The sequence below is a fragment of the Halomonas sp. NYA30 genome (assembly GCF_976980765.1).
Map to the genome: position 1 here is coordinate 3,271,885 of NZ_OZ334477.1, position 15,459 is coordinate 3,287,343.

Sequence of the window (15,459 nt, forward strand, 5' to 3'; positions counted from 1 at the left end):
TCCTTAAAGCCCCAACTGCCTCGACATCACTGTGACGGTCTCGCCCCGGTACTCAAGGTTTTCTATATATTGCCAGCCCAAGCGGCGATAGAGCGCTTGCTGGTCGGGGGTATAAAGGTAGAAATGCCGTATGCCACTCTCTATTGCTTCCGCCTCTACCCTTTTCACCAACCCAGATGCAATGCCCTGCCCCCGCCATTCGGGCACGACGAAGACGGAGGCTAGCCAGGGGGTAAGTTCGGGTCGAATGCTCATATCATCGGCAATAAGGCTGGCGGTTCCCACAGGGGTTTCACCTTGCATGGCCACAAAGATGGAGGGCACTCCTCCCTGGCCACATTCGGCCCTCACACGTTCAATAGCCTGTTCTTGGGTGAGGCCTGGGTGTAAATGCCCCCAAGCTTCAAATATCCAGATCGCCACCAATGAAACATGAGGATCATCGGCAGTTAGCCGATGAAGGGTAATATCGTCCGGCACGTTTTACTCCAAGCGTATTTAGCAAAATCGCAGACATTAGCGGTAAAGCAGTGATAGCGCTATAAAGCGTTTAGCTATAAAGCGTTTAGCTGGAAAGCGGCTAGCGGCTGCCCCCACTGGTCGCCATGCACCAGCTCACTCAACGGTAGCCGTGAGCGCCAGCCTTTGGCTTCAAGCTCCGGCTGATCTAAGAAATCGCTCACATAGCCAAGGCAGAGATACGCCAGCGGATAAACATGCCCAGGCAGGTTCAGCGCAGTGCTTAGCTGCTCTTGATCGAGAATACTCACCCAGCCAACGCCAATACCTTCAGCACGCGCCGCCAGCCAAAGATTTTGTACTGCTAAGCAGGTACTAAACAGGTCGGTATCAACTATGCTGTTGCGCCCCAGCACATGCGGGCCGCCCCGGCTTCGATCACAGGTAATACAGAGATTGAGCGGGCTTTCCAAAATGCCTTGCAGTTTAAGGCTGCGGTAATGATTTTTGCGCTCGCCCTCAAAGCGCTCGGCGGCCTTCCGGTTCTCCTGCTCGAACATCGCCAGCACTGTTTCCCTGACGTCGCGACTTTCAATCACGATGAAATCCCAGGGCTGCATAAACCCTACTGACGGCGCATGGTGTGCAGCTTCTAAAAGACGGGCCAGCACATCAGGGGAAATCCGGTCGGGCAGAAATTGCGAGCGCACGTCGCGCCGTTCGTGTATGGCGCGGTAAAGCCCACGGCGCTCAGCATCGGTAAAACGGTGATTCGAGGTGGTCATGGCGCTTGTCGGACCTTTTGCTGATCTGATTTATAGACGAGTGAAGAGTCTACACGAGGTCAGCCCAGCCTCCATCGCAGTGGCGTTGTTTGGCGTAATACGCCGTCCTCGTCCCAGTCATCCCACCCAGCAAAGGGGATAGCCAGCTCATTCTCCAGACTCTTCAGCCGAGATATCCAGGCCGCTTTACAAGCCTCCAGGTGACCCGGGAGGTCAGCTTCCGCTTGATAACGAATACCGCCGCCCTGAATGCCGTAGTTCACCTGGGGCGCCAGTACGTCAAAGCCAACGTAGTACAGGGATGAATGAATCGGCCAAAGCCAGTGAACCATGTTGCCTGCACGACCCAAGGGTTGAAATGTCTTTTCAGGCGAGCCCGTGGTCACTGAAAGTATGGCCCTCTTACCACGATAGTAGCCTTTATCGTAACGCATGCGACTCGTGTAGCGTCCTCCATACACTAACACCCGATCCAACCAGCCTTTCAAAATGGCAGGCTGGGCGTGCCACCATAAGGGAAACTGGAAGATCACCAAGTCAGCCCACTCCAACCGCGCCAACTCCCGCTGGACGTCCTGCGGCAATGTGTTTTCTTCGTGGTGAGCCCGCTGCTCATTGAGGGGATAGAAGTAGTCCGATGCCACAGCGCTATGCGGATAGTGCCCAGCGCGCTCCACTGGATCAAACTGCTCAGCATAAAGATCATCCACTTCCACTGTGTGACCCTCGCCTATCAGCTGTGCTACCGCTTCATCTACTAGGCCGCCATTAAACGACTTGCATTCAGGATGAGCCAAGACGATCAATACATTCATACTGCGCTTCCCCTATCGATTGGTTCAACGACACACTAACCTGTTCATATATGCTCAAAAATTGGCTAAAAATGAGAACCAGGCTTGCATGAATGAACAACGGATAAGATGGGACGACCTAGAAATTGTGCTAGCGATTGCCGAGGCGGGTTCGCTATCCGGCGCCAGCCGAACGCTGCGGATCAGCCACGCCACTGTTTTCAGGCGCCTGAGCGAGATGGAGAGACGTCTGGGCGTTACTCTTTTTGAGCGCAGCCGTAACGGCTATACGCCGACCATGGCAGGCGACGATTTAACAGCGTCGGCCCGCCGCGTGCAGCATGAGATCAACGGCGCAGAGCGCCGAATCATCGGGCAGGATTTAACGCTTACCGGTAGCCTGCGAATCACCACGACCGACACACTTTTCACGGGCCTGCTCTCCCCGCTGCTGGCAAGCTTTCGACAAACCTATCCGGCTATCACGCTGGAAGTGGTCATCTCCAACCAGCTTCACAGTTTGACGCGACGTGAGGCCGATATCGCGATCCGTCCGACTCGAACACCACCCGAAACCCTAGTAGGTCGCAAGGCAGGCGATATCATCCTGGCAATGTATGGTCAAAAGGCATATTGGCGAAACACGCCGTTGCCATTGGATCCTGCATCCTTGGCAACAGCGAACTGGATAGGCCCGGATGTACACCTAGGCGATACAGCACTTGAACAGTGGATGGTGGGTAAAAACGCGGCCTACCGGCTGGATAGCATGCTGGGGATGCAATTGGCGGTACGCCACGGGGCGGGAATTGCGGTACTGCCTTGCTACCTTGGTGATGCCGATGAAGCGCTACTCAGACTCAGCGAACCGATTGACGTGTTGACGACTCAGCTCTGGCTACTCACCCATCCAGATTTGCGCCATGTGGCCAGAGTGCGCGCGTTTATGGAGGCGATCACTGAAAGGCTGCGCGGAGGGTAACCATAAGGTCTGGTGCCTGATCGATGGATCAAGTGGCAGTGCATACCGGTGGCAAGAGCGATCACTCCTGCTCAACCCCCGCCAGAAACTGCTTCAGCAACTCATCCAGTTGTTGACGTTGTTCGTCAGTCAGCCCGCTCACCAGCTGCGCCTGTGTCTCCACATGGGCAGCCACCGCTTCGTCGATCAGATCAAATCCGCGCTGCGAAAGAGAGATCAGAAAACCGCGACCATCATCAGGGTTCTTGACCCGCTCGATCAGTCCTGACTTTTCCAATTGATGGATACGGTGAGTCATGGTGCCTGAGGTCACCATGGTGGATGCCATCAAATCGCTCGGCGATAGCGCATAGGGCGTCCCCTCTCGGCGCAGCGTGGCCAATACGTCAAAGCCCGCATCCGTCAGACCATATTTTGCCCAGGTCTTCTCCATCGCGCGCATCAAGGTGTGGTTCAGCCGTTTGACCCGCCCGATGGTACCCATCGGGGCTACGTCGAGGTCGGGCCGTTCCTGCCGCCACTGTTTGAGTATGTGGTCTACATGATCCATCGGTGTATTTTGCACCCAGTTATCTTGACGTCAAGATTAATCACACATAACTTGATATCAAGATATCAATTGAAACGCCGCTCTCGAGAACTTCACCAATGCCACCATCCAGCGCCACCCGCACGCCTTCAACCAAACGAGCCTGGCTTGCTCCGCTACTGTACTTGTTGTCAGGGGGTGCTTTGCTGGGCCTATCGACTAATTTGGCTAAATTTGCCAACGAGATGCAACTGTCGGCGCTCTCTTTTCTGTATTGGTCAATTTCGGGGGCGGCACTTATTCTGCTCGCGCTCGCTGCCTACCGCCGCAATCTGCCGCCGCTGACTGTTCGCAGCGTCGAGTACTACCTGATCTCTGCGCTGCTGGGCGTGGCGGGCGCCAACCTGCTCTTCTTTTCGGCTATCCCCCATGTCGGAGCAGGATTTGTGGCATTGATCATCACGCTGCCACCGTTGCTCACCTACGTTGGTGCTTTAACGTTAAAAATGGAGCGCTTTCAGCTCTTGCGTGCGGCTGGCGTCCTGTCAGCCCTTGCGGGAGCCTTCACCCTGGCTTTCCATAAGCTTTCCGCCCCTGATGCTGACTACCTTTGGATTATTCTCGCCTTGATTGGCCCTGTGCTGCTGGCCATCGGCAACCTCTATCGAACCCTGCGCTGGCCAGTGGGGGTATCCAGCGATGCGCTGGCGCCAGGGATGCTGATAGCTGCCTCTATTCTTCTGCTGGGGGTGGGCCTACTGCCAGGCTTCTCACTTCACGTGCCCATGGATCGATCTCTGCCGATTGTTCTAATTGCCGTCCAGGCGGTGGTTTTCGCGGGTCAGTTTTTACTGCTCTTTCTGCTACAGAAAAGCGGCGGCCCGGTATTTCTGAGCTTGCTGGGCTCTGTCGGTGCTGTGGTGGGTGTTCCGGTCGCTATCTTGTTACAGGGAGAAATCACCCCCGAGGGTTTGCTGCCTGGCATCCTACTGATTGGTACCGGTATTGCCCTGCTTAATATTGGTAAAGCGAAGCAGGTGCCTAATAGATCAGCCTAAACGGTGGGCCTAAGCGATGGGGTGATGATCATGGCAGGACGCTGTGGAGAGGGAGTCACAAGAGCCGTTATACCATCCTACTTACTGCTACAGAATGAGACGCTCCATGGAGTGCATTCCTCCTGCGGTTTTCACTATCCTAAACCCCATGCGCTCGTACAAAGCGATGGCTGGATTGATACAAAACACGCGAAGCCGAAGTAAGTGAATGCCCGCGTGCTGGGCAGTTTCACCCGTGAAGCGGATCGCCTCTGCACCCAAGCCTTGGCGCTGCCACGGCGGGGCAATTTGTAGTTCCCGAATATAGTAGGCGTCTTGATCGTGATTGATGCATAGCAGCCCCACGCGTGACGCGTTGATGACTAACGCGTAGCTGTCCAACTCGCCCCACTGTCTATTAAACAGATCGATATCCCATCGCATATCCAACTGCTTATAGTAGCTAGACATATTTTGACGAATTAGTTTTTCCGCGAACGCCTTGTCGTCAGTCGGCCGAATGATAGGCGTCATATCTCGACTCCTGGTGCTTGCTTCAGGTCTATGTGATGGCCCTTCCTTCGCGTTGCATGGACACTATCAATATTGAATCCGCTTACGCTATTCCTACCCCAACTGAAAAGGATACACAGGGCCGATCTTGAGCAACTGGGTGAGTTCATCCAGTGCCGCAAGCGACTCCTCCGCCAGCTGCGGGTCGGCGAGATCGTCGGGAGCCAGGCGGTCGCGATAGTGGCGATTCACCCAGGCAGTAAGGTCGTCATAAAGTGCATCGTTGAGCAGCACGCGGCCAGAGAGCGCGGCACGTTCGGCTTCTGTTAGCACCACACGCAAGCGCAGGCAGGCGGGGCCGCCACCGTTGCGCATGCTCTGCTTGACGTCTTTGACGATCACCTCGCCGATGGGGTTATTGCCCGCCAGAATGAGATCCTGGATCGTCCGCCAGACCGCTTCCCGCTCCTGACATTCGCCGGGGACCACAAGCGTCATGGTGCCGTCCGGGTTGGAGAGCAGTTGGGAGTTGAAGAGATACGATGCGACCGCGTCTTCCATGCTCACCGCCTCGACCGGCACGCGCACGGGAATCAGTGGCGTGTGCATTTTGGCACGCAACGCATCGAGCGTGCCCTCTTCATCCAGGAAGGCCATTTCGTGGTAGAGCAGCACGGGGCCGTTGCCCACCGCAATGACATCGTTATGGAACACGCCTGCATCGATGGCATCCGGGTGCTGCTGGGCGAAGACGGTTTGCGCTTCCGTAAGCCCGTGCTGGCGGGCTACCGCCTGACTGGCTTCCAGGGTCTGCCGGGCGGGGTAGCGCTGGGGTTCACGCTCGCCGCTACGCCCGTCACCAAACGCTTGGCGGCCATAGACAAACAGGTGAACGCCTGGCTCACCGTATTCGCCGCAAAGGCGGGTGTGATTGGCCGCCCCTTCATCGGAAAAGGCCGGCGTGGCAGGCAGCACGGGATGATGAGCAAAATGTTGCTCATCATGGAAAATAGCTTGCAGTACCCTTCCGGTGGTTTGCGGCTCCAGGTAGCGATGAAAGCTCGACTGCAGATTGGCCGGCGTGAAGTGCACCCGGCCATCCGGTGCGTCGACGCTGGGGGTAATCGTGCCTGCGTTAGCGGTCCACATGCTGGAGGCCGAACATACTGCCCGCAGTAGCTGCGGTGCCTCGATAGCAGCGCGGGCCAGCACATCGCTATTACTGCCGCTGAAGCCTAGATCACGCAGTGCCCCAACATCAGGCCGCTGCTGTGGGGGTAGCACGCCCTGGGCGTAGCCCGCGTCCATCAGCGACTTCATCTTGGCCAGACCCTGTAGCGCGCCCTCCTTGGGATTGGAGAGCAGGCCACCGTGGCTCATCGAAGCGACGTTACCGACTGCCAGCCCTGAGTAATTATGGGTAGGGCCGACCAAGCCGTCGAAATTGACTTCCCTGATATGGCTGAAGGCACTGCCGTTCATAGACTCACTCCTGGTGGCAAGGTTTCAGGCATCTCCAGGGTGTCGGCTTCCATGGAAGCAACCGGATAAGCGCAGTAGTCTGCCGCGTAATAAGCGCTGGGGCGGTGGTTGCCGCTGTCACCTACGCCGCCGAAGGGCGCATCACCGGAAGCGCCGGTGGTCTGGCGGTTCCAGTTGACGATGCCTGCGCGAATGCGCAGCAGGAAGTCGTCCCAATCGGCTTGATCGCCGCCAATCAACCCGGCGGAGAGCCCGTAGCGGGTGTTGTTGGCAAGCGAGAGCGCTTCATCCCAATCGCGATAGCGATGGATTTTCAGCAGCGGTCCGAAGTGCTCCTCGTCGGGAACGTCCAGGCCCGTCACATCAATCAGCGCAGGGCTTAACAGACTGGTGTTCTCTTCCAAGCGACGCATGCGATTGATCACCGTGCCCCCCATGGACTCCAGTTCCTCTTGCGCCTTGAGCAGACCATCTGCCGCCGCTACGCTCACCAAACCGCTATAGAATGGCGCAGGGTTCTCTTCGAACTGGCCCGCCACGTGCAGCTTAGCGATCGCCTCGGAAAGCGCATCGATCAGCCGGTCGCCCACGGCGCCCTCCGGCACCATCAAGCGGCGAGCGCAGGTGCAGCGCTGGCCACCGGAGAGAAACGCCGACTGCAGAATGGTGAGTACCGCTGCACGCTCGTCATCAATGTCCTTCACTACCAGCGGGTTGTTGCCACCCAGTTCGAGCGCCAGGATTTTATCCAGCTGTCCGGCAAACTGCTGATGCAGCATACCGCCCACTTTGGCGCTACCGGTAAACAGCAGGCCATCAATACCGGGGTTGCCTGCCAGCGCTTGACCAACGGCGACGCCTCCCTGCACCAGATTGATCACCCCAGCAGGCAGCCCGGCTTCCAGCCAGCACTGAAGGGTTAAATCGGCGGTCAGCGGGGTCTGGTCGCTGGGTTTGAAGACGACGGTGTTGCCCGCCAATAGCGCAGGAACCATATGGCCGTTAGGCAGGTGGCCTGGGAAGTTATAGGGGCCGAATACCGCCATCACGCCGTGGGGGCGATGGCGCAATACGGCTTTTGCATTGCCAACGGCTTTTTCACGCTCACCGGTACGCTCGTTATAAGCCTTGACCGATAGTGCGACCTTGCCCACCATCGCACCCGCTTCAGTGCGCGCTTCCCAGAGGGGTTTGCCGGTTTCAGAGGCAATCGCCACGGCTAGCGCCTCCCCTCGGGATTTCAGCACCTCGGCAAAACGCTCGACGAGGGCCTGGCGCTCGGCAAAGGGAGTGCGCGCCCAGCCAGGAAAGGCGCTGCGGGCAGCCTTTACGGCGATCTTGACCTGATCCGCGCTGGCCGTGGTGGCCTGCCAGAGCAGCTGACCGGAAACGGGATCGTGCTTGCTCAACGACGCGGCGTCGCCTGCTAGCCAGGCGCCATTGATAAGTTGCTGCTGTTGGGCGTGCATCGTTCTCTCCTTGCCATGTAAATGCGGGCTTATGTACGTACAGGCTTTCGGGCTCAGGTTTCCAACAGGCGAAGGTAATCACCGGTAGCGACACCCAAGCGGCTCGCTTCCTGCTCGTTAAGCACGATAGTGTTGTCGTCGGCGGGCGCGCGACCTATCCAGCTGGCAGTAAAGTTCAGCATATGGGTGGTAGCCGCCAGCCAGCGGCTGACGCTCTCTTCACGGGCAGCGGCAGACACCTCAACCTGGCATAGCCTTGAATTACGGATAGCGCGCACATCATCGATGTAAGCTTCCACCGTGGGGCCACCGTCGAAAATGTCGATATAGCCTTCCCAGCGCAATCCCTCTTTCTTCAACATTTCCAGTGCTGGGCGGGTGTGGCGATGTACCTGGCCAATGCAAGCGCGCGCCTCTTCGGCCATAAAGGTGGTGTAGATCGGGAACTTGGGCATCAACTCACCGATAAAGCTCTTCTGCCCCAAGCCGGTGAGTCGGTCCGCTTCGCTGAAATCCATGGGGAAGAAGTGTTTGCCCAGGCTCTCCCAGAAAGGGCTGGTGTTGTTCTCATCGAACACACCGCGCATTTCCGCCAACACTTTATTGGGGAATCGGTCACGAAACTGGGCGATAAACAACCAGCGCGCTTTGGAAAGCAGCGCGCCGTTGCGTAAGTGGCGATTGGCTTCACCACGATACTCCGGACGCAGGAACAGCGAGCACACCTCAGCATCGCCGGTGTGGTCGGAGCTTAAAAACAGCGTGTCGATGGTGCGGTGAAGATCCAATTGAATGGATGAGTGCGCCAAAGTACCCAGCCGATAGTTGTAAAACGGCACTTCGCGCCCTACCTGGCCTTCAATGGCACAACAGCCAGCAAGTTCGCCGCTCTCTTCATCTTCAAGAACAAAAAAGTAGAGCCGGTCATCCACCGGGGTGCGCTCTTCAAAGGCACTGGCGGCGGCTTCTATCTTGCCGGCCAGAAACTCGCGGTTATCCGGCAGCGAGGTAAACCCTACCCCGGCCTGCTGCGCAAGCGCCTGCAGCCCATCCAGGTCATTGCGGGCAATGGGTCGAATGCGCATTACATTTCTCCTTCATCGAGCGCGTCCACCGCGGCGGGTAAGGTAAGCGGTGCGGCCAGCACGGCTCGCCCTTCCGAAACGCCCAGCCGCTCGGCGTGCTCCGCCGACAGCATCAACTGGCCCGTGGGCGACAACGCATAACGCGCGACGATACAGCGGAAATCACCCAGCTTCTGGTTGGCAATCATCGCCGGTTCGGCATCTGGCAAAGCGTGTTCGGGACGTATGCGCACCGGGTGCCAGGCGGCTCGACGAAAGGTTTCCAGCCGCTCACGCTCGGCTTTGACAATCGGCCCAGCGTCGAAAATATCCACATGGCGCGAACGCACAAACCCCTCTGCCAGCATCTCTTCCAGCGCCTCTTCATGGGCGGGGTGTTCACGACCAATGGCGGCCCTCGCCTGGGGCGTCAACAGCGGCAGGTAGAGCGGGAATTGGGGCATCACTTCGGCGATGAAACTTTTCGAGCGCACCCCCGCAACGTGGTTGATGTCCTGGAAGCTGCGGGCAAAGAAGTGCCTGCCGACGCTTTCCCAAAACGGCGATTCACCGCGAGTATCCAGGTAGCCGGGGAACGCGACCGCCAGGATGCGCGAAAAGCGCTCTGGATATTGGGCAATAAACATCAACCGCGCCCGACGCAGCAGATTCTCGGCACTGGTGCCCTTATAGCGGGGATTCAGCGAAAAAGCGCACAGCAGGGTAGCATCGGAGACTTCGTGGGAAAGCGCCAGTGTCTGAACTTCACGACGCACATTCAACTGCTGCGAGGCGTGAATCAGCGTTTCCTGACGATAGGTGTAGTAAGCCTCATTGGCGCCTGCCTGGGCACGGATAGTGGCCGTTCCCAACACTTCCTCACGACTATCGTCAGCGAGCACAAAGGTATAGTGCTCGTTTTCTGGAAACTCGACCTCGCCATTGAAAGCCTCCTGGGAGCGCGCGATGCGCTCCTGAAGCCGCTCGCGATTGGCAGGCAAGTTGGTCAACCTGGGCACTGCATGCTCAGCCAACTGTTCGAGCGCCGGGAGATCCGACGCTTTAACGGGTCGCACTACCAGCATCTTCGACGCCCCCTCTGTTAACCCAGTAGGCTGCTCACTCATGCTGAGGCAACTAGCCGCTCAATGGCACGCTCTAGCCGAACCATGCCTTCGGCGATATCCGCCTCGGGAATCACCAGCGAAGGTGCCATGCGCAGTACATTGGGTCCTGCAATCAGGGCCATCAAGCCCTCTTCGATGGCCAGCGGCAGAATGTCCTTGGCGCGGCCTTCATAGGCATCCGACATCTGGGCACCTATGAGCAGGCCCATACCCCGGATCTCCTTGAACACCCCGTGCTTGCGGTTGATGGTTTCCAGGTGTTCGCGGAACAGATCGTGACGCTTTTTCACGCCTTCCAGCACTTCAGGGGTATCGATAAACTCGACGGCTGCCAGCGCCACGGCAGAGGCAAGCGCATTGCCGCCGTAGGTGGAGCCGTGAGTACCAATGACCAGCGACTTGGCGACGTCATCGGTGGCCAGCATGGCGCCAATGGGGAAACCACCGCCCAGCGACTTGGCGCTGGTCAGGATATCCGGGGTGATGCCGTAGTTCTTGTAAGCGTAGAGCTCACCGCTGCGACCCACGCCGGTTTGCACCTCGTCAAAAATCAACAGCGCGTTATGTTCGTCACACAGATCGCGCAAGCCCTGGAGAAATGCTGGTGTTGCGGGCACGATGCCGCCCTCGCCCTGCATGGGCTCGACCATGATCGCGCAGGTGTCGTCGCCCATCAGCGCACGAACGCTTTCCAGGTCGTTGTAGTTGGCGTGATGAATGCCGCCCGGCACCGGGCCAAAGCCCTGGGAATACTTGGGCTGGCCGCCCACGCTCACGGTGAAGAAGGTGCGGCCGTGAAAAGATTGATAAAACGAGATGATCTTGTCTTTCTGTTCGCCATGGTTATCGACGGCCCAGCGACGTGCCAGCTTCAGCGCGGCCTCGTTGGCTTCACCGCCTGAAGAGCATAGAAACACTTTATCAGCGAATGTACGCTCGACCAGCGTTTTGGCCAGGTTCAATGCGGGCTCGTTGGTAAACACGTTAGAGAGGTGCCAGAGCTTTTCGCCCTGCTCTTTCAGCGCATTGACCAGCACCGGGTGACAGTGACCCAGGGAGTTGACGGCGATGCCCCCAGCGAAATCGATATATTCCCGCCCCTGCTGATCCCACAAGCGGCTACCTTCACCGCGCACGGGTATGACCTGCTGCGGAGAGTAGTTGGGCGTCATGTAGTGGTCGTAATCTTGACGGCTTGGGGTATGACTCATGGCGCGTTATCTCCGGTGGAGGAAAGGAATGAAAACAGTATAAGGGGCCAACGCGGTTAACCGCTTTCAGCAATGGGACGGCAAATTATGAATAGCGACGCCCATTGAGTCGCGTTAACGCCTTGAAGAACGCTATAAGACCCCCATACTTATTGGCAAGCGATAAAGTCATGCTTGGATAGCGAGGTATCGCGACGTACTGACACTCAGGAAGAGAGGAGTACACCCTATGCAGATTGATCTAAGCGGTAAGCACGCCATCATTACCGGCTCGACGGCGGGTATCGGCTTTGCGATTGCCCAAGGGCTTGCCAACGCTGGCGCCAAAGTTGTCGTCACAGGCCGTTCGCAGGCACGTGTGGATGAGGCAATAGCCAGCATTAAACAGGATGCCCCAAATGCTCAGGTAGAAGGCGTGGCCGCCGATCTCGGCACCGCTGAAGGTTGCAAAATGCTGATCGAGCAGCAACCCAGCACGGATATCCTGATCAATAATGTGGGAATTTTCGGCCCCCAGGACTTCTTCGAGGTTGATGACGCGACCTGGCAACAATTTTTCGACATCAATATCATGAGTGCCGTGCGCCTTTCTCGCCATTATGCCCAGGGCATGCGCGACCGCGACTGGGGCCGCATCCAGTTTATCTCTAGTGAATCGGGCATTAACATCCCCACCGAGATGGTGCATTACGGCATGACCAAATCGGCGCTGTTATCGGTTTCGCGCGGGCTGGCCAAAGTGCTCAGCGGCACGCAGGTAACTGTCAACGCTATCTTGCCTGGGCCAACGCGCTCTGAAGGCGTGCTCACGATGATTGGTGAAATGGCAGAGAAAGAAGGCATTTCTCAGCAGGAAATGGAGGCACGCTTTGTTAAAGAGAACCGCCCGACTTCTATCATCCAACGCTTAGCAACACCTGAAGAAGTGGCTAGCATGAGCGTCTATGCCGCATCGACCCAAGCGAGCGCCACCACGGGAGCGGCACTGCGCGTGGAAGGCGGCATTGTCGATACGTTAACCTGAGCCCTCTAACCTTATCTTTCTAACCCAGGCGCTCTTCTCTGGGCGTCATGCCAAAATGATTTCGGTAGGCGGTGGAAAAATGCGCACCGGAGGAAAAACCGGTAGCGAAAGCGATATCGCCTACCGGCCGGTCACTTTCACGCAGTTGTTTGCGCGCTTCCTGTAAGCGTAAATCCAGATAGTACCGGCTTGGCACCGCCTGCAGATACTTCTTAAACAGTCGCTCCAGCTGGCGCCGGGAAATCCCCAGGTGCTCGGCCAGCTCAAGGGTCGAGAGCGGCTCCTCGATATTGGCTTCCATCAGCGTGACGGCATCTATCAGGCTTTTGGGCGCATGGCCCAGGCGGGTGCGTAGTGGCACATGCTGGCGCTCGTCCGCCAGCCGAATGCGATCACACACAAACTGTTCCGAGACCTGCTCTGCCAAGCGTGCGCCGTGGTGCTGACCTATCAGCGTCAGCATCAGATCCATCGCCGCCGTGCCGCCGGCGCAGGTCAGTCGGTCGCGGTCAATTTCGAACAGCTGCTGGGAAAGGGTGACTTGCGGGTAGGCTTGCGCAAACGCCTCAAAGCGCTGCCATGGCAGCGTGGCACGATAGCCTTCCAGCAACCCACAACGCGCCAGCACTTCCGTCCCCCCGGCCAAACCGCCCAGCGCCACGCCGCGCCCCTGGTGGCCGCGCAACCACTCGTTAAGCTTTGCTGGCAACGTATAGGGAAGCGGCGTAGGCGCGCATATTAGTAATAGATCGAGCGGCCCCAGCGCTGTACTTAATTCATGCTGCGCAATCAGGGAAAGCTGCGCACCGCTGCGTACCGGTTCATCGCTAAGGCTTAACGTAACGGTGTGATAAAGCATCTGCCCGCTCAACTGGTTCGCCATTTGCAGCGGCTCCAGCGCGCTGGCGTGGGTCAACAGCGAGAATCCCGGCAGTAGCATAAACGCGACCCGCCGACGGGCTATCGCTGCTTTTGATGCTAAGTGATTGGACTGCATAATTATTGAAGAAACTGCATGAGAACCGCCAACGACTTGGATAAATAACCATCTTACCCAATTGCGCAAATGAAGGCAGCGCTTGTTACTCATACATAAAAAAAGATGTCGCCGCGTTAATAGCGTTAGCGCAGCTACCAAAAAGGGCAAGGCGTATCCGCCTTGCCCTCTTCATTAGTCACTAACGATTGACTGTATCAAACAGCACCTCTGTTAGTGTTGCTGCGTTACTGTTGCTGCGCCTCAGATAGCGTCATGTTGCCATCCACTTCGCTGTACTCATCTTCTTGGTAATTATTCGATGAAGCTTCAATTTCATCTTCGCCATAGTTTGTGTTGACAACGAGCTGATCATTTTCAAGCTGCATGTCATTGATAGGCAGCGCAATGTCCGTTGCGCCAAAGCCCCAAATACCACCTACCGAAACAATAGCAAACAAATCGCCAGACTCATCGTGCTTTGCAATATGTTGTACTCCACCGATCTCTTCATCTTCCTGATTCATCACTGTCATCCCTTCCAGGTCGCTGACCTGACGTGACATCAGTGAGTTGGACTGGTCATTTTGATCGGCCTGATCATTTTGATCATTTTGATCAGTTTGGTCACTCTGCTGATCATTCTGCTGGCGCTCTTGCTCGTCTTCATTGACATTAACCTGGGCGTCTTCCGCTTGCTCAATCGTCACCTCAGGCTCGCCAGTTTGCTCAACGGTGACATTAGGTTCGGCTTCTTCCACGGTCACATTGGGCTCAGGTTGCTCAATAGTGACTTTAGGTTGAGACTGCTCCACCGTGATATCAGGTTTCTCTTGCTCTACTTCTACTTCAGCAGGCTTTTGTTTAACGTTGATGTCCCTAGTTTCGTCGTTGCTACCCTGCCCTTGTGCATTTGTGTCTTGTTGCTGGATCGTTTGATTGCTTCGATCAGTGTCATTCTCGTTCTCTTCCTGAGCAAGAACGCCAGCTGATAAGCCTGCGCAAACCGCACCGATGGCAATTGCTAATGCTGTCCGTTTCATACAATCTCTCCTTGTGTTGGTTTACACTTAAGAAGCTAGTACACCGAAGTGTACTAAATCAAAGCCAAAACGAATTTCTTATAAAAGATTAATAAACATTAACCACTTGCCAACTACATCTATTATTTATGTAGACAAAGTATTCACTACCACTTTTACTATTTAGCCCTTAGCTAATAGAGCGCTAAAAAACACTGTGCAGCTATTTACATACTGAATATTACACCGAGACTGGCTAGCTGATTAATAATACAACTACCCAGGAAAACGCTTACCCGCCTGTTCATCCGACGCATCATAATCCTGAGTATCATCAGGGTCGGAGCCAAACTCCTCGGCTGTTTTGGCTTCAAAACGCCGTGCAGCGTCAATGGCTTGAGGTTCAGTTTCATGTTGAGAGATTTCCTGAGGCTCACTAGGCTCAGTTACATCTATCACTCGCCAACCCGAAATAATAAGCTTATTGTCTCGCTTTTGACTGATAGGCTCCACGCGTGCTACTCGTGTCATATATCCTCCTGCTTGAAAGGTATTAACTTTTTATAACCTCTTCCTTTCTTAGCAGAACTTTCGTCCTCTGACGAATTTATAGACGAAATTTAACAACTATTGAAAGTAATAAGCCTCTTTCTAAATATTAAACGCTCTTGCCAAAACAAAATTGCCGGGCGCTCGGCCCGGCAATACGTCAGCATGGTGACTCGCTAGTTACCCCGATTAATGATGCCTAGCACAATAATGCTCACCACGATCACACCAAGAATGATAATCACCAGCGGGAGTAACTTATACATCCCGCCGGGGCGCTTCTTGGCTTCAGGCTGAAGATGTGGCTTGGAAGATTCAAAATCCTCAGGCACCCGCTCACCAATGATGTGCTCTTTCTGTTCTTCCGGGGTTTTGCTTTCCTTAGTATCCATAAACACCTCCCGCGTTCCGGTCGAATAGGCGTCACTAACGCCTA

The 15,459-nt window shown here is 56.1% G+C and carries 17 protein-coding genes; 3 read left to right on the forward strand and 14 right to left on the reverse strand.

Annotated elements, in window-relative coordinates; translation table 11 throughout:
* Window positions 1-3: 3 nt before the first annotated feature.
* The 3 genes from ACWI0H_RS15275 to ACWI0H_RS15285 form a co-directional block, all read right to left on the reverse strand.
* A complete protein-coding gene (locus ACWI0H_RS15275) occupies window positions 4-480 on the reverse strand; it encodes a GNAT family N-acetyltransferase (RefSeq protein WP_485873865.1) in 477 nt (158 codons plus the stop codon).
* Between the two features lie 74 nt (window positions 481-554).
* Window positions 555-1,244, reverse strand: coding sequence for a 5,6-dimethylbenzimidazole synthase (bluB, locus tag ACWI0H_RS15280; protein WP_485873866.1), 690 nt, complete (start codon window positions 1,242-1,244; stop codon window positions 555-557).
* 59 nt (window positions 1,245-1,303) lie between these two features.
* Complete coding sequence (locus tag ACWI0H_RS15285; protein ID WP_485873867.1) at window positions 1,304-2,059, reverse strand: NAD(P)H-dependent oxidoreductase; 756 nt, start codon at window positions 2,057-2,059, stop codon at window positions 1,304-1,306.
* An 88-nt stretch (window positions 2,060-2,147) separates the two neighbouring features.
* On the opposite strand from ACWI0H_RS15285, the gene ACWI0H_RS15290 reads away from it, so the two are divergent.
* Entirely contained in the window at window positions 2,148-3,020 is an 873-nt protein-coding gene (locus tag ACWI0H_RS15290; RefSeq protein WP_485873868.1) for a LysR family transcriptional regulator, read from the forward strand.
* A gap of 61 nt (window positions 3,021-3,081) precedes the next feature.
* Here the strand turns inward: ACWI0H_RS15290 and ACWI0H_RS15295 are convergent, their stop codons facing one another.
* On the reverse strand, window positions 3,082-3,570 hold the full coding sequence (locus tag ACWI0H_RS15295) for a MarR family winged helix-turn-helix transcriptional regulator (RefSeq protein ID WP_485876246.1): 489 nt from the start codon (window positions 3,568-3,570) through the stop codon (window positions 3,082-3,084).
* Between the two features lie 98 nt (window positions 3,571-3,668).
* Here ACWI0H_RS15295 and ACWI0H_RS15300 point away from each other — a divergent pair, with 98 nt between their 5' ends.
* A complete protein-coding gene (locus tag ACWI0H_RS15300; RefSeq protein ID WP_485873869.1) occupies window positions 3,669-4,607 on the forward strand; it encodes an EamA family transporter in 939 nt (312 codons plus the stop codon).
* Between the two features lie 87 nt (window positions 4,608-4,694).
* On the opposite strand, the gene ACWI0H_RS15305 is transcribed toward ACWI0H_RS15300, so the two are convergent.
* The 6 genes from ACWI0H_RS15305 to ACWI0H_RS15330 form a co-directional block, all read right to left on the reverse strand.
* Window positions 4,695-5,120: a GNAT family N-acetyltransferase gene (locus ACWI0H_RS15305; protein ID WP_485873870.1), complete on the reverse strand. Its 426-nt coding sequence runs from the start codon at window positions 5,118-5,120 to the stop codon at window positions 4,695-4,697.
* A gap of 93 nt (window positions 5,121-5,213) precedes the next feature.
* Window positions 5,214-6,581, reverse strand: a complete 1,368-nt coding sequence (gene astB, locus ACWI0H_RS15310) for an N-succinylarginine dihydrolase (protein WP_485873871.1) — start codon at window positions 6,579-6,581, stop codon at window positions 5,214-5,216.
* Window positions 6,578-8,050: a succinylglutamate-semialdehyde dehydrogenase gene (astD, locus tag ACWI0H_RS15315; protein ID WP_336268502.1), complete on the reverse strand. Its 1,473-nt coding sequence runs from the start codon at window positions 8,048-8,050 to the stop codon at window positions 6,578-6,580. Before astD ends, astB begins: the two co-directional genes overlap by 4 nt.
* Before the next feature lie 53 nt (window positions 8,051-8,103).
* Entirely contained in the window at window positions 8,104-9,135 is a 1,032-nt protein-coding gene (astA, locus tag ACWI0H_RS15320) for an arginine N-succinyltransferase (protein ID WP_008958092.1), read from the reverse strand.
* Window positions 9,135-10,199, reverse strand: coding sequence for an arginine N-succinyltransferase (locus ACWI0H_RS15325; RefSeq protein ID WP_008958093.1), 1,065 nt, complete (start codon window positions 10,197-10,199; stop codon window positions 9,135-9,137). The genes astA and ACWI0H_RS15325 overlap by 1 nt, the downstream gene beginning before the upstream one ends.
* A 38-nt stretch (window positions 10,200-10,237) precedes the next feature.
* Window positions 10,238-11,452, reverse strand: coding sequence for an aspartate aminotransferase family protein (locus ACWI0H_RS15330; RefSeq protein WP_336268501.1), 1,215 nt, complete (start codon window positions 11,450-11,452; stop codon window positions 10,238-10,240).
* 229 nt (window positions 11,453-11,681) lie between these two features.
* Here ACWI0H_RS15330 and ACWI0H_RS15335 point away from each other — a divergent pair, with 229 nt between their 5' ends.
* Window positions 11,682-12,476, forward strand: coding sequence for an SDR family NAD(P)-dependent oxidoreductase (locus tag ACWI0H_RS15335; protein ID WP_485873872.1), 795 nt, complete (start codon window positions 11,682-11,684; stop codon window positions 12,474-12,476).
* Window positions 12,477-12,495: 19 nt separating this feature from the next.
* Here ACWI0H_RS15335 and ACWI0H_RS15340 read toward each other — a convergent pair whose 3' ends face one another.
* The 4 genes from ACWI0H_RS15340 to ACWI0H_RS15355 all read right to left on the reverse strand — a co-directional run bounded on the left by ACWI0H_RS15340 (window position 12,496) and on the right by ACWI0H_RS15355 (window position 15,415).
* Window positions 12,496-13,473 carry a GlxA family transcriptional regulator gene (locus tag ACWI0H_RS15340; RefSeq protein WP_431313205.1) on the reverse strand — a complete coding sequence of 326 codons (978 nt, stop codon included), beginning with the start codon at window positions 13,471-13,473 and terminating at the stop codon, window positions 12,496-12,498.
* Between the two features lie 227 nt (window positions 13,474-13,700).
* The gene (locus ACWI0H_RS15345; protein WP_336268499.1) at window positions 13,701-14,495 is read right to left on the reverse strand and encodes a PRC-barrel domain-containing protein; all 795 of its coding nucleotides are present in this window, start codon (window positions 14,493-14,495) and stop codon (window positions 13,701-13,703) included.
* Window positions 14,496-14,750: 255 nt separating this feature from the next.
* Complete coding sequence (locus tag ACWI0H_RS15350) at window positions 14,751-15,005, reverse strand: hypothetical protein (RefSeq protein ID WP_485873873.1); 255 nt, start codon at window positions 15,003-15,005, stop codon at window positions 14,751-14,753.
* 194 nt (window positions 15,006-15,199) lie between these two features.
* Window positions 15,200-15,415 carry a hypothetical protein gene (locus ACWI0H_RS15355; protein ID WP_008958099.1) on the reverse strand — a complete coding sequence of 72 codons (216 nt, stop codon included), beginning with the start codon at window positions 15,413-15,415 and terminating at the stop codon, window positions 15,200-15,202.
* Between the last annotated feature and the right edge of the window lie 44 nt (window positions 15,416-15,459).